Here is a 26,687-nt window from a genome sequence, read left to right on the forward strand (position 1 = left end):
CTCATATGATAAAAAGGCTTAGTTGCCTAAGCCTAAAAGTCTTAGCTTAACCTTAGCCTGCAACCACGATATTGACGAGCTTGTTGGGCACAATGATTTCTTTTTTGATTTCGCCCGTGATGAATTTTGCCACACTTTCCATCGTGCGAGCTTGTTCTTTTAACTGCTCAGGATCGCTGTTCGGTGCGACGTCCATTTTACCACGCATTTTACCATTGACCTGCACCACCATCGTGATGGTGTCTTGTACGAGTGCACGGTCATCAACGGCTGGGTAGTTTAGGGTTAAGGTATCAAGCCCTAGCTGCTCAAGCAGATGCTCGCCGACGTGCGGGGCATAGACTGATAGCATGATTAATAAGTTGATGAGCGCCTCATGTTTGACTTGTAGCTCTTGCTCACTACTGGCGTTAAAGCCCGTTAGCTCGTTAGCAAGTTCCATCAAACTAGACACAGGCGTATTCAGTGCCAAACGGTCGCCTAAATCGCTGTCAATCTTGGCAATCGTTTCATGAGTCTTACGGCGTAAGTTTTTGGCAGCGGTACTCAATCCTTCTGTGTTTAAGGTGGCACGGTTGAGCGTATCACTGCTGATATCGGCTGCCGCCAATGCTTGCATATGGTCGTTTGCAATACGCCATACTTTTTTCACAAAGTTATATGGGCCTTTTAGCGCATCATCTGACCACTCAAGCGTTTGATCGGCAGGCGCGGTAAACAGCGTATACAGACGAACGGTGTCAGCACCATACTTATCAATAGTAATCTGTGGATCGACGCCATTGTTTTTTGATTTAGACATTTTTTCGATTTTGCCGATTGTCACGGGCTGTCCATCAGATTTTAGGAGGGCTTTGATTGGTTGGCCACGCTCATCGAAATCAATATCGATATCTTCAGCGAAGTAATACGTTGTACTACCATCCGCGTTGACGCGATAGAAGGTACCTGCGAGTACCATGCCTTGGGTCATCAAGTTGGCAAACGGCTCATCCCCTGATACAAGTGATTCGTCACGCATCAGCTTGTGGAAGAAGCGCGCATATAATAAGTGCATCACAGCGTGCTCTACACCGCCCACATATTGGTCAACAGGCAGCCATTTATTGGCAGCAGACTTATTGACCATGTTTTGCGCATCATTTGGGCTAGCAAAGCGGGCGTAATACCAGCTTGACTCAACGAAAGTGTCAAAGGTATCGGTCTCACGCTCAGCAGGGTTGCCACACTTAGGGCAAGTGGTATTGACAAACTCAGGGATGTTTTTGAGTGGATTACCACGACCATCTGGCACAACATCCGTTGGCAAGATGACTGGTAGGTCTTGTTCTTCAACAGGCACTGTACCGCAATGCTCACAGTTGATCATTGGGATAGGGCAGCCCCAATAGCGCTGGCGAGAAACACCCCAATCACGTAGACGATATTGGATTTTCTTCTTGGCCAATTCTTTTGGCTCAAGTGTAGCCAGCATCGCTTCAAACGCTTGATCAAAGTCTAGACCATCGAATTCACCTGAATTGACCAAGGTGTTGCGCTCGGTATAGGCAAGGTTGGCGACGGTATTGTTGGCCTTAGCATCTGCTTCTTCATTATCAAAATAGCCTTCAGGCACAGCGATGACTTGCTTAATCGGTAGGTTGTATTTATTAGCAAACTCATAATCACGCTCATCATGTGCCGGCACTGCCATGACCGCACCTGAGCCGTAGCTCATGAGCACATAGTTGGCAACCCACACTGGCACTTCTTTGCCAGTCAGTGGATGCGTCACGGTTAGGCCAGTGTCCATGCCGATTTTTTCAGCTTTGGCCATATCCGCTTCAGCCACTGAGCCTTTTTTGCATAGGGCACAAAACTCAGCAATCGCTTCATCATTCTCTGAGGCATACTGTGCGAGTGGATGCTCTGCTGCAACCGCAACATAAGTCACGCCCATCAAGGTATCAGGACGGGTTGTGAACACATCTAATGTGTTGGTTTCGCCAGACAGCTCATAAGGGAAATGCACTTCCATGCCCGCACTACGACCGATCCAATTGCGCTGCATGGTCAACACTTCAGACGGCCAATGACCTTCTAACTGGTCCAAGTCATCAAGCAATTCGTCCGCATAATCGGTGATGTTGAAGTAGTACATCGGAATATCGCGCTTCTCAACCGCAGCGCCACTACGCCAGCCTTTGCCATCGATGACTTGCTCGTTGGCCAACACGGTGTTGTCAATCGGATCCCAGTTGACGGTAGAGAGTTTTTTGTAGACCAAGCCTTTTTTGTACAGCTGTAAAAATAACCACTGCTCCCACTGATAATACTCAGGGCTACAAGTGGCAAACTCACGCGACCAGTCAATAGACAGGCCGAGCAGTTTGAGCTGCGCACGCATGTTGTCAATATTGGCAAATGTCCATGCCGCAGGCGGAGTTTGATTGGCAATCGCCGCGTTTTCTGCTGGCAAACCAAAACCATCCCAGCCCATTGGCTGCATGACCTCGAAACCTTTAAGGCGATAGTAACGGCTTAGTACATCAGAGATTGTATAGTTGCGCACGTGACCCATATGCAGCTTGCCGCTTGGATACGGAAACATAGACAGCATATAACGACTTGGTTTATCGCTTGGCTCATTGCCCACTTCAAAGCGCTTGTCATCTGCCCATTTGGCTTGTTGCGCGGCTTCTATCGCTTGTGGATTGTAATAGTTTTTTTCTGTTTGGTCTGCTGTCACGGCATTGCTCATAGTCGGCTCAAAATTGGTTGATACTAATAAAAATAGGGGGGATTTGACAATGCCATAGCATAGCGTAATTTGGCAAAAATTGCGACGATATGATGTATTTGCTCATGAGGTTTACGGATTAAAAGTGACTTTAGTGGGATGGGTTGTCTACATCTCATCATCCTTGGGTATAATAAACAGATCAATGAACATTCATGAGGAGTTTCTATGACCATCACTATCTATGGTATCAAATCTTGTAGCACCATGAAAAAAGCATTTACTAAGCTTGATGCGCTAAACGTCAGCTATGACTTTCATGATTATAAAAAACAAGGCATCGACAGAGAGAGTATCCAGCGCTGGGTGAGTGAGCTAGGAATTGATAAAGTGCTCAATAAGCGTGGTACCACATGGCGTAAGCTAGACGATAGCCAAAAACAAGCGGCAGATACCAATGTGGATGCTGTGATTGACTTGCTAATAGAGAATACTAGTATGATCAAACGTCCAATGGTTGAGGGTCAATCCGATGATAAAACCCAAGGTCAGCCAGTGCTACTTTGCGGTTTCAATGAAGCCGAATTTGATACAAATTTTTCATAAAAAAGCTATCACTTTGACACGTTATAAACTATGATTTTATGAATGGAATTAAGTTTGCTTGTTTATAACGGTTAAGGATAAGACTATGAAAAAGTTGTTATTAATAGCCACGCTTGCAACAGCCTCTTTGATGGTGACAAGTGTCCAAGCTGCTGACTCATCTACTAAGATTACTTTTGCCAAAGACAGCTATTGCGGCAGTTTTACCGGTAACATCAAAGATGGTAAGTTGTTCCGCTTATGGTTGCTACCTGAGCAAAACTTAGTGATTCGTAATGTGGGCGATGACCAAATAAGTGTCGCATACGTTTCAGGGCCTAAGGGGCGCTTAGATGCTGATCGCTATGATAATGAAACCTCTTATTTTACCGAAAATAAAGGCAATCATTACATGCAAGTATATGGCAACAGTAGCCATAGCTCGGTTGAGTTCTGTGCTTATTAAGCGCTTTGCTTACTAATGATTATTAAAGCATTCATGCATCATAAAAAGCCCGAGCTTGGTATCCAAGATCGGGCTTTTTATGTCAGTTACGACCGTGTTCTATTGGCTCAATGATGAGTCCAAATCACGACTGATGAGCGTACCAACCCCTTCATTGGTGAAAATCTCAAGCAAAGTAGCATGAGGCACGCGACCATCTACAATGACAGCACTTTTGACGCCGCTACGCACCGCATCAAGCGCGCATTGGATCTTGGGAATCATGCCGCCTGAGATTGTACCGTCTTCGATTAGGCTATCGACTTTCTTTGGCGTGAGTCCAGTCACGACTTCGCCATCACGGCCCAGTACGCCTTTGATATTGGTGAGCAGCATAAGTTTTTCTGCTTGCAAAAACTCAGCCACTTTACCTGCGACCAGATCGGCATTGATGTTATAGCTATTGCCGTCGGCATCAACGCCAAGAGGTGCGATGACGGGGATAAAATCCGAAGCAATCAACATGTTGATCACGTCTTTATTGACGCTGACGACATCGCCGACAAATCCTAAATCGATAGGAACAGCGATACCATCTTCGCCGATTTTTTCCATCATTAACTTTTTGGCTAAGATTAAGTTGGCGTCTTTACCCGTCAGACCAATGGCACGTCCACCGTGTTTGTTGATCAAGCTCACAATGGATTTATTGACGCTGCCGCCCAAAACCATTTCTACGATATCCATGGTGCTTTTGTCTGTGACGCGCATCCCATCGATACGATCTGACTGACGGCCAAGCTCTTTTAAGAGGTTGTCCACTTGCGGACCGCCACCATGTACGACCACTGGATGTATACCGACGGTTTTTAGCAACACAATATCGCGAGCGAACGAGCTTTCAAGCTCAGGGTCAGTCATCGCATTGCCACCGTATTTTACGACGATCAATTTATCAACAAAACGCTGAATATAGGGCAGTGCCGTGGTGAGTACTTCGGCGGTGTTTTTGGCATCATCTAAATTAAGCGTCATTACAAACTCCTAAAGGGCGGTTTTAAATGGGTTGTTTTTGGTAGCTAGTCAAACATTGATAAATTGGTACAGTGCTGCTTATTGCGCTTGGTATATCTTCATTTTTTTACAAGCATACTATCCATACGTGCCGACTACTCAGCAACCATGGCAAGAATCTGCTCTGCCAGTGCTGTGTTAAACGGACGACATAACGTGGCAAATATGGCTTGAATATCTTTTAGGTCGTCGATGCTATCACCAGCAAAGCGAGCGGTTAGGCTATTACTGGTGTTTGATTGGCGCAGCACGCCAAAGCCATGGGGGAAATCCAAGCGAACCCCGTCGATACAGCTAAGAGACGTCCCTATAGGCAGTAGGTGCTTCGCTTGCGCCAGTGTGGTGCTAGATTTTACTGAAGCGCAAGTGCAGACTGACGATGGGCACGGCATGGTTGGCAGTTGAATAACGGTTGATGAGTGACTGGCATTATCCAGCGAATGGTGACGCGCCGGTACGGGTATCAATTGCTGTAAATAACGGCAAAACTTAGTCAATTGCTCCATGATAGCGCAGTCAGTAGTCGCGGATGGCGGCATTGGTAAATAATGATCAGCGGTACTGACCATGGCTGGCAAGCTTTGGATAATGTCTGACAGAGATTTTCTGCTGTTAAGGTTACCAATGTCATCACCAGACAAAGCAAACCAATGCAATAATCGTAGTGCAGCATACATCGCATCATCATAAGGAATAAAGCGGTGGTCATTGAAGATAAAATGCCCTGATAACTCGCCAGCAAAGACAATCTGACTATCAGGATGCCGTATCTGTTGGCGCATAAAGCTGCTACCCGTCTTACTAATGACAGGAGTCGCACCAAGATCGGATAGGAGTCTGGGCAAATGATGGGCGCATTTAATATCGAAAAGAACCTCAGACGCTGATAATGAGTCGGTCAAAGACTCAGGGCGTTCCGTAATAGCGATGCGTGCCAATAGATACAGCAGATGATCAGGCATGACCACCTTGCCGTTGTTATCAACAACCATCAAACGATCACCATCACCATCGAAGGCGAGGCCGATATCTGCATGATGAGCTATGACGGCTCGCTGTAACTCTTTTAGGCGATTCGGTTCGGTTGGGTCAGGATTGCCAAGAGGAAAACATCCATCTGGCGTGCTATTTAGCATGATGACCTGCTTGCAGAAACGGTCAAATAAACGCTGAGCAACACTGCCAGTCGCACCGTTCAGGCAGTCAATAACCACGATCAGATCAAGCTTGCGAGCGTTTTTTGGATGATAACTAGTGGTTGAGCAGTGGTCCTGAGAAAGCTGGTTAAAGACGTGTTCGATAGCGTCGATATAGACACTTTTGACTTGCTCGGTAGATAGTTCATCAAGTAGATAATTTGATGGTTCAGTGTCGTTATTATTCTCTACCATTTCTGAATCAAAAACTCGGTTTTTAGCTTGGATTTTTTGATAAAAGTGATACTCATGGTTCATCGTCAGTTGTTGATAGAGCGCCTGTATCGCAGCGCTGCTCGGTGATATATTGCTGACCAACCACTTAATACCCAGCGTGTCTTTAGCTGAGTGGCTAGCAGTGACCGTGATGCCATGACCATGATAGCGTGCTGCCCAAAATGCCACCATTGGTGTGGTAACAAGCCCCAGCTGTATCACGCGTACATTATATTCAATCAATATGGCAGCAAGTGCCCGTGCAATCGCCTCACTACCACAGCGCACATCATAACCGATGACGACGGTCTGCGGGTTCTCTTTATCGTTATTCGTATGGGCATTGATGTCAGTATTAAAGACTGGCGCTTCTCCGTTGCTTTGGGAGTGATAAAGCCGACCAAAAGCATGGCCCAATGCTTGTATAAACTCGTCTGTGAAATGCTGATAATAGCCACGAATATCATAAGCACGAAATAAGGTTTGCTGTGCAGCAAAAGGTGGCATCGCTTACTCTCCTTATTATCGTGGTTACTGTAATCACAGCTATTATTGTGATGGTTATTATTGTTATTGTCGTGACTGCCACTATCGTAATTATTATCGTGACGAGTAACAACCATAAAAAGAGTCAATCAATAGGGCTTGTTTACTGGCTACTGGCGACCTGAATGTCCAAATCCGCCCGCACCGCGTGCGCTTTCATCACTGAATTCTGCAACAACTTCAAACTCAGGGCGGGCAACAGGTACAACGATATATTGTGCCATACGCTCTGCTGGATTAAGGACAAAGTCGTCGTTACTGCGATTCCAAATACTAACCATCAGCTCACCTTGATAATCAGCATCAATCAGCCCGACCAAATTACCTAAGACGATACCGTGCTTATGACCGAGACCTGAGCGCGGCAAAATCATACCTGCATAATTAGGATCTTGGATATAAACGGCGAGACCTGTGCCGATTAAGTGCGTTTCACCCGCTTTAATGGTTAATGGCTCATCGATGCAAGCGCGCAAGTCGATACCCGCACTGCCGTCGGTGGCACGAGTCGGTAAAGAAAACGCTTTATCTTCGATAATTTTTGGGTTGATAACTTTCACTTGTACAGCTTGCATAACACACTCACTTAACGATTTGATGGTTTTATAAACGAAGATATTTAAAATTCAGTATTTGATTATAGTATCAATACACTTGCTAAGCCCAAAAACGACATAAAGCCCACAATGTCAGTCACGGTCGTTAAGATAACCGAAGCAGATAGGGCAGGGTCGATATTCATGCGCTTTAGCATCAGCGGTATGCTGATACCAGAGACATTAGCTGCTGTCATGTTGATGGCAATGGCAAAGCCAATGACCGCACTAATCTTAATGTCATGAAACCATAACTGAGCAATAAACGCCATAATTATCGCCCAAATGATACCGTTGATTGCACCTACCCACAGCTCTTTATTTAACAGCCAGACACGGTTAGAACCACCGATTTGACCCATCGCCATCCCACGGATAACAACTGTCAGTGTCTGAGATCCGGCAATACCGCCCATACTAGCGACTACTGGCATCAATATCGCTAGTGCCACGACTTGTGCTAGTACTTCTTCAAACTGCCCAATCACTGCTGCGGCCAACAGCGCGGTACATAAATTGATACCCAACCAAACACTACGGCTTTTGGCACTGGTTAAGATAGGCGCAAACAGTTCTTCATCTTGACTGACACCAGCTAAGTTTTTCATGGTGCTGTCGACATCGTCTTGGATAATTTCCATGATGTCCTCGCCATTTAGCTGACCGACCAGCTCGCCATGGCTATTGATAACAGGGGCAAAGCGAATGTCTTCTGAACGAAAAATCGCCGCCGCATCTTGGATGTCTAAGCGATCATTGATCGTGATGGCGGTGTCAATCAGCTCTGACACTAAGGTGCTTTGCTTATGTTTAATCAAATCTACCAGACTCAATAGACCAAGTAGTTGCTGGCTTTGATCGACGACTAGCAGCTCTTGGCTCTCGTCATCGAGTAAATCCTCATTTGCTCGTAGCCAGTTTTGTACCTCAGCCAGATGGATGTCATCCCTTATTTGGATGATATCGGGATCCATATAGCTGCCCACTTCCCAATCTTCATAAGTATCGAGCTTATTAACCTGAACGCGGGTCTCTTCGTCTAGCGTTGCCATGACAGAGGTACGGACGCTCTCAGTCACGGTATCCAAAATCTCAGAGATGTCTTGCGCATCGAGGTCTTGGGTAAATAAAGAAATCTCTTGAGAGGAGATATTCTCCATCAATGGCTGGCGGGTATCGACATCTAGCTCAGCCAGCACCTCACCCTTGAGGTTCTCTGGTACTTGTTCCCAAATCAATAAGCGGTTTTGAGTCGGGAAAGACTCTAATAGGTTGGCAATCTCATATTCTGACTGTTTTTCTAAAAACTCAGTAATGGCCTCATAGGCTTTATCAGCAACCAAACCCTGCAAGTACAGCAGTTTATACTCGGCATTATATTCAGCCGGATTATACTCTCCTGGTAGCACAGATGGTCGTTCCTGATTGGGCGTGGAGGTAGACATAAAAATTCCAAGTTTCTTATAAATTATAAACAACAGTGATGCAGGAGTTGCTGAGTTATTGCCAACTCAGCAAATGCTTCTTTGCAGCCATCAATTTTGTCGCCATCACTGCTATATCGTTAGCGCTTACCTAGCAGCGCCCGAATATTGGCCAGATATTCATCAGCGACGGCTTCAGGATCTTTGGTCGCTTTTTTCTTTTTGGCCTTAGCAGGCCAGTCGATATGCTCCTCAGGCAATTCATCCAAAAATCTTGACTCTGAGGTTACACGCATTTGACCACCTGCACGGCGCTGGGTCGCGAGCGTCAATGTCAGCTCACGACGTGCACGGGTGATACCTACGTACATCAGACGCCGCTCTTCTTCGACTGTCTCACTCATAATAGAGTTGCGATGTGGCAACATCTCTTCCTCTAACCCCATGATATAAACAAAATCAAACTCCAAGCCTTTTGCCGCATGCAAGGTCATCAGGTTGACTTTATTGGTATTCTCTTCTTCTTGCTGTTGCTCAAGCATATCAAGCAAAACCAGCTTACGAATGATGGTATCAATCGTGCGATCTTCGTCTTCTTCAGCGCGATTAATGAGCGATTGAATACTGGTATAGAGCATATCGATATTATCAATACGGTTTTTTTCTTGCTGCGGAGTTTTGGCATCACTGCGCACAAAATCAATATACCCTGTCTCATCAATCATTTGGCGCACGATTGGTACAGGATCAGGGTGCTGATCTAGCTCACGCGTATAGTGCTCAATGAACTCGCCAAACTCTTTTATCGTACCATAAGCCTTTGACGGTAATACATGAGTCAGGCCAGCATGGGTGCAAGAGGCCAACAGCGATATGCTGTGCTCTTGTGCAAATAACCCAAGCTTTTCAAGCGTTGCTGGGCCCATACCGCGCTTGGGTGTATTGATAATACGCAAAAACGCGCTGTCATCTTCAGGGTTTAAAATCAGACGCAGATAGCCCATGATGTCTTTGATTTCACTACGCGCAAAAAACGACTGACCGCCAGACAGCTTGTAAGGAATTTGCAGCTGACGCAGCTGGGCTTCTAACATCCGCGCCTGAAAGTTACTGCGATAAAGGACGGCATATTGTTCCCACTCATTGCCAAAGCGTAGCTTGTGCGTGATGATCTCTTTAGCGACACGTTCGGACTCGTCATCATCATTACGGCAATTAATAATGCGTATTTTTTCGCCTTGGCCTTTATCTGACCACAGTTTCTTTTCAAATAAATGCTCGTTATTGGTGATGACGGCATTAGCTGAGGTCAAAATACGAGTGGTTGAGCGGTAGTTTTGCTCAAGCATGACGATTTTTAATTTTGGAAAATCTTCTTTGAGCAGCGCCATGTTTTCAGGTTTGGCACCGCGCCACGCATAGATAGACTGATCGTCATCGCCCACGACCGTAAATCGCCCTTGTGGCCCGACCAAGTTTTTAATCATTTCGTACTGGGCGGTATTGGTGTCTTGATATTCATCAACGAGCAGATAACGAATACGGTTTTGCCATTTGTCACGCAGCTCTCTGTTTTCGCGCAGTATCTTAGTCGGCAATACAATCAAGTCATCAAAATCGACGGCATTATACGCGCGCAAGTTACGCTCATACAGGGCATATAATGTAGCAAAAATCATGTCTTCTGGATCATCCAACGTTTCCATCGCCTTGTCAGGCTCTATCAAATCGTTTTTCCAGTCAGAGATGAATTTGATCGCTTTGCCAACCAATTCACGGCTTTCCGCGCCGCTTAAATTATCACGCATCATCAGCTCCATCAGTAGACGCTTACTGTCGTCGCTATCCATGATGGAAAAATTGCCCTTGAGAGGTGTATGAATCAGCTCATAGCGCAAAAACTGTAGCCCAAACTGGTGAAAGGTCGATACGGTCAGACCACGCATTTTTTCGCTAGGGAGCAGTTTGCTAACCCGCGCTTTCATCTCACGTGCCGCTTTATTGGTAAAGGTCACCGCTGTGATGCGCTCAGCGGGCATATCGCATTCTTCGATCAGGTAAGCAATCTTTCGGGTAATTACGGACGTCTTACCGGAGCCTGCACCTGCGAGCACAAGTAGGGGACCTGATACGTAGAGCATGGCCTCGGTTTGTTTGGGATTGAGTTGACTCATAACGTGACCTGTAAGACAAAAGCAAAAAAGAGGGTGGCGCTGATATAGCATAAGTAGATGAATGCGGTGCGCACTATCAAAAGGCGCACATTCAAAAGGCGCACATTATCAAAACTTGTATCGTCGCGATATGTTAATAATCTTTATTATAAGAATAGTAAGGTTTAATGATGAGATATCATAAAAATCTGGTGGGTCATTATAAAGCAAAAATGGTCACTTTAGGGGAGGACTTGGGTGCTGAAAAAGGGATATTTTAGCACTTGGTTTTTGCTAAACGTCGTGGCAGTGTTTGCTCGTAGCCAAAAGTACAGATTTGGGGTTAATATAAGGTAAAGTCTATATCATAATTCATAGTAAAAAAAACACCTCTTTTTTGCACAGAAAGTGACCGTTCAATACAGTTAAAAACTAGCTTTTAGGCACTGATATGCGTATAGTACGTAAATAATTTATGCCAGTTGTCTTGTCTCTATTGACCACGTGTAATGAGCTATTAAATCAATTAAGTAAGCAGTCAGATATGATATTGATTTAATACGTTGATCTTACGTTGTTAGAAGATGCGTTGGGCGACCAGCCTTTATCCGCGCGCATACCGGAATCTCTACAGTTGGTCACGTCTGACATCGTCGTCAATACACTTGATAATTGGTTGTTACCAGCAAAATACCTAACATGTGACTCAATGACAGTTACTTAAACACAGTGACTGGGGAACAGTTGCTTTGTGTTTTCGTCTGCGTTAAGCCTGTTGCAACACGCCCTTAGTAGGTCAGTGCTTGCGCTGCGCTTAACACTCGATTGGGTGAGGAGCACGTATTATCATGTCTGCTTTTAATTGGTCAGCCATTGCTTTTATTTTAGCCGCCATTGGGCTAGTTGTCTTTATGCTGGTCGTGCCGCGCTTACTTGGCGGTCGCTCTCAAGGCTCACAAAAAGAAGAGATATTTGAAGCGGGTGTTGTCGGATCTGGCAACGCCCGTATTCGTTTGTCTGCCAAATTTTATTTGGTCGCGATTTTCTTTGTTATCTTCGATTTAGAAGCGCTATATCTTTATGCTTATGCCGTCTCTGTGCGTGAGGCTGGCTGGCTTGGTTTTGCCGCTGCTGGCACCTTTATCGTTATTCTGATTATCGGTTTGATTTATGAGCTGAGCTTGGGTGCGATGAACTGGGCACCTGCTGACAAGCTACGCAAAAAAGCACGTCTATATGCCGCACCTGCTGGTTTTAACTTAGCAGATATCACCAAATTCGATGGTGCTCACGAGCTCATGGTTGACCCTACGGGTAAAGTGCCAGCACAGTCATCTGGTCAAATCAATGTCTCAAACAATATCGAAACCAATCGCCGTCATCTACAAAACATCGATCATATCAATACCACAGGTAATGTGACGTCTGTGGATTTTGCGACGTCTGCTAAGCAAGACAAAACTGAGCGTTAATACCAATTGATGCTTAGCCCATAGAGTTTTAAAGACCAGTAGTAAGATATAAAGACGTCAGTCTATTCGTATCAATGATCGCTGATGACTAGCCACTTATTTATCATAAAAGTTATGGTGACAGCGCGAGCAAGATGATTGCCACGCCAAGCCTAATATGAAGGTTGTATGTTATGAAATACACATTAACAAAAGCCAACCCTGATGCAGATACCTATCCTGCACAGACCAGTCAAACGGTCAATGACCCTATCGAAGACGAAGTCAATAAAAACGTCTTTATGGGTCGTCTCGAAGACCTCGTTCACTCGACAGCAAACTGGGGGCGCAAGCACTCACTCTGGCCATTTAACTTTGGTACTTCTTGCTGCTACGTTGAATATGCTACTACCTTAACCGCCGTTCATGATTTGTCACGCTTTGGTGCTGAGGTTATCCGTGCCTCGCCTCGTCAAGCAGATGTCATGATCGTCGCCGGTACTTGTTTTGTCAAAATGGCGCCTGTTATTCAACGCCTTTATGAGCAAATGCTAGAGCCAAAATGGGTCATCTCTATGGGTGCCTGTGCCAACTCTGGCGGTATGTATGATATCTACTCTGTGGTACAAGGCGTAGATAAAATTATTCCAGTCGATGTCTATGTGCCGGGTTGTCCACCGCGTCCAGAAGCGTTGATTCAAGGCTTGATGTTATTGCAAGAATCTATCACCAAAGAGCGTCGTCCATTAGGTATCCATGTCAATGAGCAAGGTATCTATCAGCCACAAATGACGCCTGAGCGTGACCGTAAGCAAGCAGATCGTATCGCTGTTAAAAACTTACGTAGCCCAGACAGTATTTAGATTCGTGTGTTTAGATTTATAGCGATAGCAACAACCTCAATATTTTATGCCCTCATCATAGTTCGGTTATGATTAACATAGCTTAGTTATGGTTGACATAGTTCGGTTATGACTAACATAGTTCAGTTATGATTAATGAAGGAATACATCATTCATGGTCACGGTAGTCGAAAACATAGATCCTAAGATTAAGCCTGTCCCAGCCGTTATCAAAGAGCTGGAGCAGAAGTATGCCGGTAAGTTCGTCGTGCAGCATACTGTTGATGAGATTCCAACAGTGTGGGTTGCGCGTGCGGATTTACTCGATGTTCTCTTATTCCTGCGTAAATTGCCCCAGCCATACGTCATGCTATTTGACTTGTCAGCGATAGATGAGCGTTTGCGCCAGCATCGCGCAGGTTTGCCTGACAGTGACTTTACGGTGTTTTATCACCTTATGTCTCTTGAGCGTAATAGTGACGTACGTATCAAGGTCGCGCTGAGCGAAGACGACGTCAATGTACCGAGCGCCACCAATATTTGGCCAAATGCCAACTGGTATGAGCGTGAAGTATGGGACATGTTCGGTATTGTCTTTACGGGACATCCGCATTTGACCCGTATCCTATTACCAAAATATTGGGAAGGTCATCCACTGCGTAAAGAATATCATGCGCGCGCGACGGAATTTACCCCGTATTTCTTGAACACCGCTAAGCAGCAGTACGAGCAGGAGAACCTGCGTTTTGTCCCAGAAGAATGGGGCATGAAGCGTTCAGGTCGTGATGAAGACTTTATGTTCTTGAACATCGGTCCCAACCATCCCTCTGCTCACGGTGCGTTCCGTTTAGTACTACAGCTTGATGGCGAAGAAGTCGTCGACTGTATCCCTGACATCGGCTATCACCATCGCGGTGCAGAAAAGATGGCTGAGCGTCAAACCTGGCACTCATTTATTCCTTATACCGACCGTATCGATTATCTCGGTGGTGTGATGAATGAGCTGCCGTACATCATGTCGGTCGAAAAGCTGGCTGGAATCACCATTCCACCACGCGCTGAGACCATCCGCGTGATGATGAGTGAGTTTTTCCGTATTACCAATAACTTGCTGTTCGTCGGTACGTTCATTCAGGATGCGGGCGGTATGACCCCTGTATTCTATATGTTTACCGATCGCCAAAAAGCCTATGACGTCATCGAAGCCGTGACTGGCTATCGTATGCATCCCGCTTGGTTCCGTATCGGCGGTACGGCTGCTGACCTGCCACGTGGCTGGCAGCGTCTGGTGCGTGAGTTCCTAGATTGGATGCCAAAACGCTTGGACGAGTATGTCAAAGCGGCATTGCAAAACAGTGTGCTCAAAGGCCGTACTCAAGGTGTTGCTCAATATAATGCCAAGCAAGCATTGGCTTGGGGCGTCACTGGTGCAGGTCTGCGCGCGACAGGCGTTGACTTTGATCTGCGTAAAGCACGTCCATACATGGGCTATGAAAATTACGACTTTGAAGTGCCAGTCGGTTACAACGGTGATGCTTATGACCGTTGTATGGTAAAAGTCGAAGAGATGCGTCAGTCGTTACGTATTATTCGCCAGTGTATGGATAACATGCCACAAGGCCCTTATAAAGCAGATCATCCACTAGCGGTACCACCGCCGAAAGACCGTACCCTGAACGATATTGAGACGTTGATTAATCACTTTATCTCAGTATCTTGGGGTCCTGTGATGCCAGCGGGTGAGTGTACGACGATTGTAGAAGCGACCAAAGGTTTGAACAGCTATTACATCACCTCAGATAAGGCGACGATGAGCTATCGTACCCGTATCCGTACGCCGACATTTGCGCATTTGCAGCAGATGCCATCGGTGATTAATGGTTCGCTCGTCTCTGATGCCATTATGTATCTGGCATCGATTGATATTGTTATGGCCGATTGTGATCGCTAGTACTTTAGTCTAATGCTTTGATCAGAAAATTATCGTTATTAAAGAAATACGTTTATCAATATATCATTGCCAAATGGCACACCAAAATGCTGATATCTTGCCATGTAGCGACACTCGTAAGACTGTCGCTATTAGCTGATAAAGCGTGATGAGTGAGGACGGATAGAAAACTATGAAAATTGTTTCCGACAAAATGCCAAAAGTAGATGTGGCAAGCATCCTCACTAGCGAGGAAATTGCGGCTATTCATGAGTTTATGCACCATTATCCACAGGCGCGTGCTGCCTCGTTAGATGCGCTAAAAATTGTGCAGAAACGCAACGGTTGGGTCGATGATGCACAAGTCAATGCTATTGCCAATATTCTAGACATTCCAATGTCAGATATGGACGGCGTTGCGACGTTCTTTAACCGTATTTATCGTCAGCCTGTTGGTCGCCACGTCATCCTTATTTGTGATTCAGTGGCTTGTTTCTTGACAGGTTATGAGGCGTTATCGGCTGAAATTAGATCGCAGCTTGGTATTGAATATGGTCAGACGACGGCTGATGGTCGCTTTACGCTATTGCCAATTTGCTGCTTAGGTAACTGTGACAAGGGTCCTGCTGTGTTGATTGACGAAGACACGTATGGCCCTGTCCAACCCGAAGAAGTAACGCAATTATTGGAGCTATACGCATGAGACTAACGCTTTCAGAGCAGATTGCTCAACGTAGCCAAGGCAAAGCGCCAAGCCAGCTTAATGAGCAGCGCATTCCAATTTACGGTGATAAAGGCACAGCGACTAGCGAAACCAAGCCGTTAACATGGCGTCTAGCACATCATGATGCGGTGCTTGATTTGGCCACCTACGAATCTTTGAAAGGTTTCACTGGTTTAAAGCAAGCTTTAAGTCAATCGCCTAAAGAAGTCGGGAATATGATCAAAGCTGCCAACGTCAGAGGTCGCGGCGGTGCAGGTTTTAATGCTGGTTTGAAGTGGACATTTATGTCACCGCCAGATGGTTTGCCGCGTTATCTCATTTGTAATGCTGATGAGATGGAACCGGGTACCTTTAAAGATCGTCTATTGATGGAACGCCTACCGTTTCAGCTGATTGAAGGTATGTTGATTACCGCGCATGCGATTGGCGCAACTGACGGTTATATCTTTATCCGCGGTGAGTACATCTTGGCCGCTGAACGTTTGGTCGCTGCTATCGAAGAATGCTTGGCTAACAATCTAATGGGCAAGAATATTTTAGGCTCAGATTTTAGCTTTAATCTGCATGTGCATACTGGCGCTGGACGCTATATCTGCGGTGAAGAAACAGCGTTAATTAACTGCTTGGAAGGTCGCCGTGCTAACCCACGTACCAAACCGCCTTTCCCGCAAATTTCTGGTGCATGGGGTCGTCCAACGGTTGTCAACAATGTTGAGACTTTATGCAATATGCCAGCCATCTTAAACCATGGCGTCGAATGGTATCAGTCGTTATCTACTATCAAAGGTAAGAGCCAGACACCAGGTACGAAATTGTTTGGTTGTTCAGGCTTGGTCAATGACCCAGGTCTGTGGGAGTTACCATTTGGTTATACGGCACGCGAAATCATTGAAGATTTAGCGGGTGGTATGCAAGCAGGCAAAACCCTCAAAGCTTGGCTACCAGGTGGTGCTTCTACTGACTTTTTAACCACTGAGCATTTAGATGTGGTGGTGGATTTTGACACCATTCAAAAAGCAGGTAGCCGTATGGGTACTGGGCTAATTATGGTGGTGGATGAAGCACAAGATATGGTGCCACTCGTTCGTAATCTCGAAATTTTCTTCCAGCGTGAGTCATGCGGTTGGTGTACACCATGCCGTGATGGTCTACCTTGGGGCGTCAAACTGCTTACTGCTATCAATGATGGCGAAGGGCAAGTGGGCGATGTAGAAAAACTAGAGGGCCTCACGCGTGACTTATGGATTGGTAAAACATTCTGTGCGCATGCCCCAGGTGCGATGGAGCCACTAATGAGTGCGATTAAATATTTCCGTCCAGAGTTTGATCAAAAAATCACTCAGGCGGTTGGTGTAGATATCATTGATGCTGCAGCCAATCAACAGCCAGTAGTGAAATAAGGAGAGCGGCATGGCAGTCATACATATTGATGGAACCACTGTCGAAGTAGATAGCGCGGATAACTTGCTACAAGCTTGTCTATCCCTCGGCATTGATGTGCCGTATTTTTGTTATCATCCAGCCCTTGGCTCAGTAGGCTCGTGCCGTCAGTGCGCGGTCAAGCAATTTCAAAACAAAGAAGATATGGAAGCAGGTCGCGGTCGTCTCGTGATGTCATGTATGGTCGCCCCTGGCGATGACATGTACATCTCGGTCACTGATGATGAAGCCAAAGCATTTCGCAAGTCGATGGTTGAGTTACTCATGACCAACCATCCGCATGATTGTCCAACCTGTGAAGAGGGTGGACATTGCCATCTGCAAGACATGACCTATATGTCAGGTCATAGCCGTCGTCGCTATCGCTTCACCAAACGCACGCATCACAACCAAGAGCTTGGTCCATTCATCGCGCATGAGATGAACCGCTGTATCGCTTGCTATCGCTGTGTACGTTTTTATAAAGACTACGCAGGCGGCGAAGATTTGGGCGTTTATGGCTCAAACAACCGCGTTTACTTTGGTCGTGATAAAGATGGTCAGTTTGAAAGCGAATTCTCAGGCAACTTAACGGAAGTATGCCCAACCGGTGTCTTTACCGATAAAACGCATTCTGAGCGTTATAACCGTAAATGGGACATGCAGTATGCACCAAGCATCTGTCATGGCTGTTCGGCTGGCTGTAATATCTCACCAGGTGAGCGTTATGGTGAATTGCGCCGTATCGAAAACCGCTATAACGGTGAAGTAAACCGCTATTTCTTATGTGACCGTGGTCGCTTTGGTTACGGCTATGTCAATCGTGAAGATCGTCCAACGCAAGCGCTTGAACGTATCAATGATAAGCATGTCAAAATCAATATTGACTACGCACTTGATGAAACCATCAAACGTATCAAAGATAAAAAAGTCATCGGTATTGGCTCACCGCGCGCCAGTCTAGAGACCAATTTTGCGCTAAAAAACCTCGTTGGCTTTGATAGCTTCTCAACAGGTTTGAACCATCAGCAGCAAGCACTGGTCAATAAATGCATCGAAGTATTAAGTACTGATGGCATTTATAACCCTAGCATGACCGATATCGAAAGCTATGATGCAGTATTGGTGTTGGGTGAAGACATCACACAGACCTCATCACGTGTTGCGCTGTCAGTACGTCAAGCCGCAAAAAACGAAGGCCTGAAAATGGCAGCGGCATTGCAAACGCAGCCGTGGCTTGCAGAACCAGTTAAACGTATTGCTCAAGATGCGCTAAGCCCAGTCTATGTCATTGATGTAACGCAAACTAAGTTAGAAGACATCAGTAAAGTGAGTGTGGTGGCGACACCTGAAGACATCACTAAACTTGGTTTCAAAGTCGCTGACGAGATTGCTAACTTCGCTAATGATTTAGCAGAAATAGCAGATCCACAAGCGGCTGAACAAAATGTTGACGCTGATGCTAATACTGACGGTATGCAAGCATTAGCGAAGCAAATCGCTTATGACTTGATTCAAGCAGACAAGCCACTGGTTATCTCGGGTAGCAGCTTATCGTCTACCGCATTGATAGAAGCAGCAGCGCAGATTACGCAAGCATTGACGCAAAAACGCTCGGCTATCAAAGCGACTGAACAGCAGCAAGTTGAAACGCATAACGCCAAAGTAGAAGCTCAAGCGCAGTCTGCTAATGATCAGCCTGAAGAAGATCAAGACTTATCTGCTAAGCCAAACAAACCTGAAACGGGCGTGAATACAGAAGCGCAAGATGATGTAGAACGCGCCCCTGCCGAACCGCTCGAATTAAAAGAAGTAAACAACCGTTATCATGCACAAGCAGGTATCTACTTAACGGTTACCGATGCTAATAGCATGGGTGTTTGCATGCTTGGCGGTCAGTCAGTTGAAGAGTTATTAGCAACTGATTTCGATGTGGTTATCGTCGCTGAAAATCAGCTGACTGATGCCATTGATGCCAATAAATTGACGCAGCTATTATCTGATAAAACGGTCATTGCACTGGATCATCAGCTACTTGATTGGCATAAAGATGTCGATATTGTATTGCCAGCGGCTAGTTTTGCAGAAGCAGACGGCACGTTGATATCGGCTGAAGGCCGTGCGCAGCGCTTCTTCCAAGTCTATGACAACGAATACTACCATCCGATGAGTAGTATTAAAGAAGGCTGGCGCTGGTTACATGCAGTGCATAGCAGCATCGAGGGTCGTGATGTCGATTGGACGCAGCTAGATGATGTCATCAATGCATTGATCGCAACCCATCCTAAGCTTGCTGGGATTAAAGGCGCTGCACCTGATGCTGCTTACCGTATGACTGGTCTTAAAATTGCTCGTCAGCCGCGTCGTTATTCAGGTCGTACCGCTATGCGTGCCCCGATATCCGTCCATGAGCCGATGCAACCAAAAGATTTAGACACCGGTTTAACTTTCTCAATGGAAGGTTATAGCGGTAAAGAAACGCCAAGCTCGATGATTCCTTTTGCCAATGCGGCAGGTTGGAACTCACCGCAAGCGTGGAACAAATACCAAGACAAAGTTGGTGGCCATCTGAAAAATGGCGATCCAGGTGTACGTTTGTTCGATCAGCTAGCACGTTTGGAAACACGTCAATATGTGGCGCCAGAAGCGATGTCTGCGACGACGACTGATATGGAGCAAGGCCAAGCGAAGCTAGTGCCTATCTATAACATCTACGCCAGTTCAATGATGGCATCACGTAGTCCAATCGTCGCTGAGCAACTACCTGTTGCCGCATGGCGTATCGGTATGGATGATGCCAAAGACTGGAATATCGCTGCTGGTGATTACTTGGCGATTGAGATTGATAAGCAACAAATCACCTTGCCAGTACAGATTGTTGGTTACTTAGCGGAAGGTTGTATCGGTTACCCAGTTGGGCAGGTGAGTATCATTCACCCATCAATGCCAGCGTCGGTACGTAAAGTCGATGCACCAGTGACGATGATGGGCAGCATGGCCAACGATATGATGAACAATAATGACATGATTAACGATAACGATACTGCGCAAATGAACACAGCGCCGATCACCACACAGGAGGTGTAATATGCAAGTTACCCGTATTATCCCTGATGTGCCAAGCTTTTTGACTGGTAGCCTGAGCTTTGATGCGTGGTCTATCTTATTTCTGGTTGGGCAATCACTGGTTATCTTCTTAGTCGTGGTATTGGTTGCGGCGATGATGATTATCTATGAGCGCCGTATGTTGGCCTTATGGCAAGATCGTTATGGTCCAAACCGTGTGGGTCCATTTGGCTCACTGCAGCTGGTCGCTGATATGCTCAAAATCTTCTTTAAAGAAGATTGGACACCAAACTTTACCGATAAGTTTATGTTTACGTTGGCACCTGCGGTCGCGATGTTTACTGCATTGGCTTCATTTGCCATCATTCCTATCTCGCCAACGCTTGGCGTGGCTGACTGGGATATCGGTATTCTGTTCTTCTTTGCTATGGCAGGTATTGCTGTCTATGCAGTGATGTTCGGTGGTTGGGCGTCTGCCAACAAGTTCTCGTTATTGGGCGGCCTACGTTCAGCGGCACAAACCATCAGTTATGAAGTGTTTTTGGGCTTATCTTTGATGGGTGTGGTCGCACTGACAGGCTCATTTAACTTACGTGCCATTGTTGAATCGCAAGTTGACGGCTGGTATATCATCCCGCAGTTTTTTGGCTTTTTGACTTTTGTGGTTGCCGGTGTTGCTGTTACGCACAGACATCCATTTGATCAACCAGAAGCAGAGCAAGAGCTGGCCGAAGGGTATCATGTCGAATATTCTGGCATGAAGTTTGGTATGTTCTTTATCGGAGAATATGTCAACGTTGTCTTGATTTCTGCATTGATGACTTGCTTGTTTTTTGGCGGTTGGCTGGCACCTTTTAATTTAGATATTCCATTTATTCCACCAGCTTTTTGGTTCATGATTAAAACGCTGTTCTTTATGACCATGTTTGTTTTGGCTCGAGGCTCACTCATGCGTCCGCGTTATGATCAGGTGATGAATTTTGGCTGGAAAGTATGTCTGCCCGTAACCTTGATTAACCTGTTGATTACTGCTGCGGTCATTTTGATATTTTCCCCAACGTTATAGTCATCACTAGCCATCACTGATGAACTAGGGTAAAGCTGATAAGGATAATAATCCCATGTTTACTACCATAAAAAAGACCGTCATTGGTATATTTACCATTGTTCGCAGCATGTGGATGGTCAATAGTCATGCGCTTAGACCGCGTGATACCATCCTTTATCCTGAAGAGCCGGTACCTGTACCGCCGCGTTTTCGTGGACGTATTGTCCTAACGCGTGACCCTGATGGAGACGAGCGCTGTGTTGCCTGTAACTTGTGTGCGGTGGCCTGTCCGGTAGGGTGTATCTCACTACAAAAAGCTGAGCGTGAAGACGGTCGCTGGTATCCAGAGTTTTTTAGAATTAACTTTTCGCGCTGTATTTTTTGCGGATTGTGTGAAGAGGCGTGTCCAACGACAGCCATTCAAATGACACCTGACTTTGAGCTGGGTGAATATAAGCGCCAAGATTTGGTTTATGAAAAAGAGCATTTGCTTATTTCAGGACCAGGTAAATATCCTGATTATAACTATTATCGTGTGACAGGTATGGCGGTAGCGGACAAACCAAAAGGCGCAGCACAAAATGAGTCTGCACCGATTGATCTAAGGAGCTTGCTACCATGATGAATATTTTGAACCATCCTGAACTGGCTGGGTTTTATTCGCTCGCAGCAGTGGCAGTATTTGCCAGTCTGCGCGTGGTGACTCAGGCCAATCCGGTACATGCTATTTTATCGATGATTGTGTCATTACTAGCAATCGCTGGCATATTCTTTGTGCTTGGTGCGCCATTTGCTGGTGCGCTAGAAATCGTTGTTTACGCGGGCGCCATTATGGTGCTATTTGTCTTCGTTATTATGATGCTGAATTTGGGCATGAGTAATGATGAGCGCGAAGAGCGCTGGCTCGATGCGGGCACTTGGGCGATTCCAGCAGGGTTGACGATTATCATTGCCGTTGTGCTATACGCGATGATTGGTCTCAATCATGATGAAGCGGTAATGATTGGTGGTACGGCGATATCTGCCAAAACAGTCGGTACGGTGTTGTTTACTAAATATGTCATGCTGATAGAAGTGGCGGCATTATTATTACTAGCGGCTCTAGTCGCTGCTTATCATCTGGGCAAAGAGTCTATAGATGATGAAGTTGAGACTCATGCCAGTCAAGCATTTAAACCAAGTGTGGGTAGTGTTAAACAGCATGAAAATAATGGCACTCATACACAGCATGATGCCGTAGAAATGGCTCAGCCTTACGAGTATAAAGATGTTGACCCGCTTGATTATGTCAGTATGAATATCGGTGCGAACAAAGTCACGCGCAAGGAGTCAGACTAATGGTACTAGCAGCAAGCGTGGCACAAGACGTGTCAAACGTGCCGTTTGCCCACGAGGTAGCAGGCTTAATGCAGCCCGCTGTCGGTGCGCAGAATGTACTGGGTATGATACCCATGAGCCACGGACTGATTTTGGCAGGTATTTTATTTGCTATCGGACTGTGCGGCGTCATGGTACGTCGTAACTTCCTATTTATGCTAATGAGCCTTGAGATCATGATGAACGCGGCAGCACTAGCATTTGTGGTGGCAGGTAGTCGCTGGGTCGATCCAGATGGACAGATTATGTTTATCTTTATTTTGACGTTAGCAGCAGCAGAGGCCGCCATTGGTTTGGCAATATTATTGCGGTTTTATCATCAGCGTGGGCATCTAGATGTCGATAGCGCCAATGAGATGAAAGGATGATGTCATGAGTTTATTACCATTAACCTTTATATTCCCGCTCGTTGGCTTTTTGATTTTAGCCTTTATGCGCGACAAGCTAACAGAGCAGGTGGCAGCGATTGTGGGCGTTGGTAGCATGCTGCTATCAGCATTATGTACGCTATTCGTGAGCTATACCTTTTTGACCACCAATCCAGCAGGAACGATCGTAGAAGTTCCACTGTGGACATGGTTCCAAGTGGGCGATTTTGCCCCGCATTTTGGCTTGAGCTTTGATGGTCTTGCATTGACTATGACTGGTGTTATCACTGGGATTGGCTTTTTGATTCATCTGTTTGCCTCTTGGTATATGAAAGGTGACACTGGCTTTGCCCGTTTCTTTAGCTATATGAATTTGTTCGTGGCCAGTATGTTATTGCTGGTACTAGCAGATGATTTATTTCTGCTATATCTTGGTTGGGAAGGCGTGGGCATCTGCTCATACCTACTGATTGGTTATTATTACCATGACAGAGCCAATGGACGCGCGGCGATGAAAGCCTTTACGGTTACTCGCGTGGGTGATGTGTTCTTAGCCTTTGGTTTGTTTTTATTATTCCGTGAATTCGGTACGCTTAATATCCAAGAGATTATTACGCGCGCCCCAGAAGTGTTTGATATCAATAATCCAACGATGATGCTGACGACGATGATGCTCGTTGGCGGCGCGATGGGTAAATCAGCGCAGCTGCCACTACATACGTGGCTGGCTGATGCGATGGCAGGTCCAACACCAGTATCGGCATTGATTCACGCCGCAACGATGGTAACAGCAGGTGTTTACTTAATCGCCCGTCTACATCCATTGTTTGAGCTGACGCCTGGCATCTTATTGTATTGGGTCGGCGGCGTGGGTGCATTGACGCTTATCGTTGCAGGTTTCTGTGCGCTTGCGCAAACAGATATCAAACGTATTCTTGCTTATTCGACCATGAGTCAGATCGGCTATATGTTCTTAGCACTGGGCGTTGGTGCATGGCAAGGGGCTATCTTCCATCTGATGACACATGCTTTCTTTAAAGCGCTGCTGTTCTTATCATCAGGTGCCGTCATCCTTTCGGTACACCATGAGCAAGATATCTTTAAGATGGGCGGCCTGCGTAAAAAGATACCATTGGTATTTTGGTGCTATGTCGTCGGCGGTGGTGCACTTGCAGCCATACCTTGGGTTACCGTTGGTTTTTATTCTAAAGAAGCGATTCTTTGGGAAACTTATGCCACAGGTCATCTAGTATTGTTCTATATGGGTGTGTTCGGCGCTTTCTTAACCGCGATTTATACATTCCGTATGATTTGGATCATCTTCTTTGGTGAAGAAAAAACCCATGCTCATAAGCTATCAGGGGTATCGTACTGGTTGCCTTTGACGGTATTGCTAGTACTATCTACCGCCGTTGGTGCTTGGATTACGCCACCATTAGATGGGGTATTACCAGAGAGTGTCGGTCATCTACTAGAAGTAGCGGGTCAAGCGCATGCTAAGCATACAGCAGAGTATATCGCGATGGGTGCCATGGCAGCAGGTTTGATATTGGCAGCATTATTATATGTCGTCAATAAAGGCAGAATGCTCACTAGCTTTAAGCGCTCACGTGTTGGTGGGGCGCTGTATCACTGGTGCTATCATGGCCTAGGCTTCGATGCGCTATACGATGTAATTTTCGTAAAACCCTTTTTGTTCATCGGCCGCTTACTTAAAGCCGACCCTATCGATAAAACGTGGTTGCTGTTACCTAAGCTGGCCTCAGTAGGTAATAAAGTATTGTCTGCGACGCAAACAGGGTCTCTTCGAGGTTATGCCACAAGCTTTGGCTTGGGTATGGCTGTATTGCTGGTGCTGGTAATGATGACGGTGGTATAAAAGATGATTGAGTTACAACAAACGTGGATGCTACCAGCATTAATCGCAATTCCCTTTATTGCAGGATTGCTATGCTGGCTGGTAGAACGATTTAACAAACGTCTGCCGCGCTGGATTGCCTTGATCGGTATGACGTTGACCTTTGTATTGTCATTGGTACTGTGGCATTACGGTGACTTTAGCGGAATGAGTAAGCAAGTCATTGCGCCAAGCGCAAACGTTCCTTGGGTCGCTGAGTTCAGTGTGCCATGGATACCGAGCTTTGGTATTAGCTTTCACTTGGCACTAGATGGTTTGTCACTGATGATGGTGGCGTTGACTGGCCTACTCGGCGTGGCAGCGGTTGCCTGTTCGTGGAATGAGATTCAGCGCCGTGTTGGTTTCTTCCATCTGAACTTGCTATGGAGTTTGGGCGGCGTCATTGGTGTTTTCTTATCAATTGATCTGTTCTTATTCTTCTTCTTTTGGGAGATGATGCTGGTTCCTATCTACTTCTTGATTGCCATTTGGGGTCATGATGTCGTCGGCAAAACCAAAGAGTATGCAGCCACCAAGTTCTTTATTTATACCCAAGCCTCTGGGCTTATCATGCTCATCGGTATTTTGGTATTGGTCATTATCAGCTATGCCCAAAAAGGCGTGGTTAGCTTTAACTATAATGATTTGCTCGGTACGTCACTTGGCGGCTGGGAATATCCTATCATGCTGTGCTTCTTTATTGGCTTTGCGGTTAAGTTGCCAATCATCCCGTTCCATGGTTGGTTGCCAGACGCGCATGCACAAGCACCAACGGCAGGTTCAGTGGATTTGGCAGGGGTGCTCATTAAGACGGCTGCCTATGGCTTGATTCGTTTTGTGCTGCCATTATTTCCAGCAGCGTCACAAGAGTTTGCGCCGATAGCGATTACCTTAGGTACGATTGGTATCTTCTATGGTGCATGGCTTGCCTTTATGCAGACTGATATGAAGCGTTTGCTGGCCTATACCAGTATCTCGCATATGGGTTTTGTGGTACTAGCAATCTATGCTGGGACATTGCTCAGCTTACAAGGTCTGATGATTCAGATGCTGGCTCATGGTTTGAGTTCAGCTGCACTATTCATTATGGCTGGTCAGTTATATGAGCGCTTGCACACACGTGATTTGACCTTGATGGGTGGTATGTGGGGACAGTTCCGCTATTATGCACCGATATTGATGTTCTTCTGCGCGGCATTGCTGGGTATTCCAGGTACGGGTAACTTCATTGGCGAGTTCATGATTTTATTTGGCTCATTTGCTCAGTACCCAGTGTTTGTGGTTTTTGCGACATTCAGTTTGGTACTAGCAGGTCTTTACTCGCTCATTTTGATTCACCGTGCACTCTTTGGTGAAAACAATATCGCCGCATTGGCAGAGCGAGAGACTAAGTCACATGGCTTACCTGCACGCAAATTAAAAGATTTAGGCAAGCGTGAGCTGTCATTGTTACTGATGTTGGCCGCCGGTCTAGTATGGCTCGGACTGTATCCACAGCCGTTCCTTGATACCTCAAGTCATGCGATGCAGTGGATCAATAACGCATATATATACAGTCAAGTGACACAAGTAGATGCGTCGCACCTGCTTGATGCAATGGAGGCACGTTAA

The 26,687-nt window shown here is 46.0% G+C and carries 20 protein-coding genes; 14 read left to right on the plus strand and 6 right to left on the minus strand.

The annotated features are described in order from the left end of the window. Nucleotides 1-52 precede the first annotated feature (52 nt). Nucleotides 53-2,740, minus strand: a complete 2,688-nt coding sequence (leuS, locus tag IP510_RS00075; protein ID WP_194362783.1) for a leucine--tRNA ligase — start codon at nt 2,738-2,740, stop codon at nt 53-55. Nucleotides 2,741-2,947: 207 nt separating this feature from the next. On the opposite strand from leuS, the gene IP510_RS00080 reads away from it, so the two are divergent. Further along, the gene (locus IP510_RS00080) at nt 2,948-3,325 is read left to right on the plus strand and encodes an arsenate reductase (protein ID WP_194362784.1); all 378 of its coding nucleotides are present in this window, start codon (nt 2,948-2,950) and stop codon (nt 3,323-3,325) included. Between the two features lie 85 nt (nt 3,326-3,410). Continuing rightward, nucleotides 3,411-3,770, plus strand: a complete 360-nt coding sequence (locus IP510_RS00085; protein WP_194362785.1) for a hypothetical protein — start codon at nt 3,411-3,413, stop codon at nt 3,768-3,770. Between the two features lie 99 nt (nt 3,771-3,869). On the opposite strand, the gene argB is transcribed toward IP510_RS00085, so the two are convergent. The 5 genes from argB to IP510_RS00110 all read right to left on the minus strand — a co-directional run bounded on the left by argB (nt 3,870) and on the right by IP510_RS00110 (nt 10,975). After that, the gene (gene argB / locus IP510_RS00090; RefSeq protein WP_194362786.1) at nt 3,870-4,784 is read right to left on the minus strand and encodes an acetylglutamate kinase; all 915 of its coding nucleotides are present in this window, start codon (nt 4,782-4,784) and stop codon (nt 3,870-3,872) included. 134 nt (nt 4,785-4,918) lie between these two features. After that, nucleotides 4,919-6,742 carry a phosphomannomutase gene (locus IP510_RS00095; protein WP_194362787.1) on the minus strand — a complete coding sequence of 608 codons (1,824 nt, stop codon included), beginning with the start codon at nt 6,740-6,742 and terminating at the stop codon, nt 4,919-4,921. A 149-nt stretch (nt 6,743-6,891) separates the two neighbouring features. Next, nucleotides 6,892-7,356, minus strand: a complete 465-nt coding sequence (gene dut / locus IP510_RS00100) for a dUTP diphosphatase (RefSeq protein ID WP_194362788.1) — start codon at nt 7,354-7,356, stop codon at nt 6,892-6,894. 62 nt (nt 7,357-7,418) lie between these two features. Continuing rightward, a complete protein-coding gene (mgtE, locus tag IP510_RS00105) occupies nt 7,419-8,822 on the minus strand; it encodes a magnesium transporter (protein ID WP_194362789.1) in 1,404 nt (467 codons plus the stop codon). 119 nt (nt 8,823-8,941) lie between these two features. After that, complete coding sequence (locus tag IP510_RS00110; protein ID WP_194362790.1) at nt 8,942-10,975, minus strand: UvrD-helicase domain-containing protein; 2,034 nt, start codon at nt 10,973-10,975, stop codon at nt 8,942-8,944. A gap of 827 nt (nt 10,976-11,802) precedes the next feature. On the opposite strand from IP510_RS00110, the gene ndhC reads away from it, so the two are divergent. From ndhC to nuoM, 12 genes are all read left to right on the plus strand, one after another. Next, nucleotides 11,803-12,426 carry an NADH-quinone oxidoreductase subunit A gene (ndhC, locus tag IP510_RS00115; RefSeq protein ID WP_194362791.1) on the plus strand — a complete coding sequence of 208 codons (624 nt, stop codon included), beginning with the start codon at nt 11,803-11,805 and terminating at the stop codon, nt 12,424-12,426. A gap of 173 nt (nt 12,427-12,599) precedes the next feature. Beyond that, nucleotides 12,600-13,268 (plus strand): NuoB/complex I 20 kDa subunit family protein, encoded by a 669-nt coding sequence (locus IP510_RS00120; protein ID WP_021813431.1) that lies wholly within the window; start codon nt 12,600-12,602, stop codon nt 13,266-13,268. Between the two features lie 154 nt (nt 13,269-13,422). Then, complete coding sequence (gene nuoC, locus IP510_RS00125) at nt 13,423-15,198, plus strand: NADH-quinone oxidoreductase subunit C/D (RefSeq protein ID WP_194196868.1); 1,776 nt, start codon at nt 13,423-13,425, stop codon at nt 15,196-15,198. A gap of 172 nt (nt 15,199-15,370) precedes the next feature. Beyond that, nucleotides 15,371-15,880, plus strand: a complete 510-nt coding sequence (gene nuoE / locus IP510_RS00130) for an NADH-quinone oxidoreductase subunit NuoE (protein ID WP_045444735.1) — start codon at nt 15,371-15,373, stop codon at nt 15,878-15,880. Next, nucleotides 15,877-17,301: an NADH-quinone oxidoreductase subunit NuoF gene (gene nuoF, locus IP510_RS00135; protein WP_194362792.1), complete on the plus strand. Its 1,425-nt coding sequence runs from the start codon at nt 15,877-15,879 to the stop codon at nt 17,299-17,301. Before nuoE ends, nuoF begins: the two co-directional genes overlap by 4 nt. 10 nt (nt 17,302-17,311) lie before the next feature. After that, nucleotides 17,312-20,407, plus strand: a complete 3,096-nt coding sequence (gene nuoG, locus IP510_RS00140; RefSeq protein WP_194362793.1) for an NADH-quinone oxidoreductase subunit NuoG — start codon at nt 17,312-17,314, stop codon at nt 20,405-20,407. Between the two features lies 1 nt (nt 20,408). Then, the gene (gene nuoH, locus IP510_RS00145; protein WP_194362794.1) at nt 20,409-21,452 is read left to right on the plus strand and encodes an NADH-quinone oxidoreductase subunit NuoH; all 1,044 of its coding nucleotides are present in this window, start codon (nt 20,409-20,411) and stop codon (nt 21,450-21,452) included. A gap of 55 nt (nt 21,453-21,507) precedes the next feature. Next, complete coding sequence (nuoI, locus tag IP510_RS00150; protein ID WP_010198902.1) at nt 21,508-22,056, plus strand: NADH-quinone oxidoreductase subunit NuoI; 549 nt, start codon at nt 21,508-21,510, stop codon at nt 22,054-22,056. Then, on the plus strand, nt 22,053-22,772 hold the full coding sequence (gene nuoJ / locus IP510_RS00155; protein WP_194362795.1) for an NADH-quinone oxidoreductase subunit J: 720 nt from the start codon (nt 22,053-22,055) through the stop codon (nt 22,770-22,772). Before nuoI ends, nuoJ begins: the two co-directional genes overlap by 4 nt. 98 nt (nt 22,773-22,870) lie before the next feature. Further along, nucleotides 22,871-23,179 carry an NADH-quinone oxidoreductase subunit NuoK gene (gene nuoK / locus IP510_RS00160; RefSeq protein WP_192519290.1) on the plus strand — a complete coding sequence of 103 codons (309 nt, stop codon included), beginning with the start codon at nt 22,871-22,873 and terminating at the stop codon, nt 23,177-23,179. A gap of 4 nt (nt 23,180-23,183) precedes the next feature. Next, nucleotides 23,184-25,058 (plus strand): NADH-quinone oxidoreductase subunit L, encoded by a 1,875-nt coding sequence (gene nuoL, locus IP510_RS00165; protein ID WP_194362796.1) that lies wholly within the window; start codon nt 23,184-23,186, stop codon nt 25,056-25,058. A 3-nt stretch (nt 25,059-25,061) separates the two neighbouring features. Continuing rightward, nucleotides 25,062-26,687, plus strand: a complete 1,626-nt coding sequence (gene nuoM, locus IP510_RS00170; RefSeq protein WP_194362797.1) for an NADH-quinone oxidoreductase subunit M — start codon at nt 25,062-25,064, stop codon at nt 26,685-26,687.

The organism is Psychrobacter sp. NG254, from assembly GCF_015277735.1.
Taxonomy (GTDB): Bacteria; Pseudomonadota; Gammaproteobacteria; order Pseudomonadales; family Moraxellaceae; genus Psychrobacter.

Excerpts from the sequence above, each read along its gene's own strand:
- leuS (WP_194362783.1), bottom strand. The coding sequence starts at position 2,740 with ATGAGCAATGCCGTGACAGCAGACCAAACAGAAAAAAACTATTACAAT.
- IP510_RS00080 (WP_194362784.1), top strand. The coding sequence starts at position 2,948 with ATGACCATCACTATCTATGGTATCAAATCTTGTAGCACCATGAAAAAA.
- IP510_RS00085 (WP_194362785.1), top strand. The coding sequence starts at position 3,411 with ATGAAAAAGTTGTTATTAATAGCCACGCTTGCAACAGCCTCTTTGATG.
- argB (WP_194362786.1), bottom strand. The coding sequence starts at position 4,784 with ATGACGCTTAATTTAGATGATGCCAAAAACACCGCCGAAGTACTCACC.
- IP510_RS00095 (WP_194362787.1), bottom strand. The coding sequence starts at position 6,742 with ATGCCACCTTTTGCTGCACAGCAAACCTTATTTCGTGCTTATGATATT.
- dut (WP_194362788.1), bottom strand. The coding sequence starts at position 7,356 with ATGCAAGCTGTACAAGTGAAAGTTATCAACCCAAAAATTATCGAAGAT.
- mgtE (WP_194362789.1), bottom strand. The coding sequence starts at position 8,822 with ATGTCTACCTCCACGCCCAATCAGGAACGACCATCTGTGCTACCAGGA.
- IP510_RS00110 (WP_194362790.1), bottom strand. The coding sequence starts at position 10,975 with ATGAGTCAACTCAATCCCAAACAAACCGAGGCCATGCTCTACGTATCA.
- ndhC (WP_194362791.1), top strand. The coding sequence starts at position 11,803 with ATGTCTGCTTTTAATTGGTCAGCCATTGCTTTTATTTTAGCCGCCATT.
- IP510_RS00120 (WP_021813431.1), top strand. The coding sequence starts at position 12,600 with ATGAAATACACATTAACAAAAGCCAACCCTGATGCAGATACCTATCCT.
- nuoC (WP_194196868.1), top strand. The coding sequence starts at position 13,423 with ATGGTCACGGTAGTCGAAAACATAGATCCTAAGATTAAGCCTGTCCCA.
- nuoE (WP_045444735.1), top strand. The coding sequence starts at position 15,371 with ATGAAAATTGTTTCCGACAAAATGCCAAAAGTAGATGTGGCAAGCATC.
- nuoF (WP_194362792.1), top strand. The coding sequence starts at position 15,877 with ATGAGACTAACGCTTTCAGAGCAGATTGCTCAACGTAGCCAAGGCAAA.
- nuoG (WP_194362793.1), top strand. The coding sequence starts at position 17,312 with ATGGCAGTCATACATATTGATGGAACCACTGTCGAAGTAGATAGCGCG.
- nuoH (WP_194362794.1), top strand. The coding sequence starts at position 20,409 with ATGCAAGTTACCCGTATTATCCCTGATGTGCCAAGCTTTTTGACTGGT.
- nuoI (WP_010198902.1), top strand. The coding sequence starts at position 21,508 with ATGTTTACTACCATAAAAAAGACCGTCATTGGTATATTTACCATTGTT.
- nuoJ (WP_194362795.1), top strand. The coding sequence starts at position 22,053 with ATGATGAATATTTTGAACCATCCTGAACTGGCTGGGTTTTATTCGCTC.
- nuoL (WP_194362796.1), top strand. The coding sequence starts at position 23,184 with ATGAGTTTATTACCATTAACCTTTATATTCCCGCTCGTTGGCTTTTTG.
- nuoM (WP_194362797.1), top strand. The coding sequence starts at position 25,062 with ATGATTGAGTTACAACAAACGTGGATGCTACCAGCATTAATCGCAATT.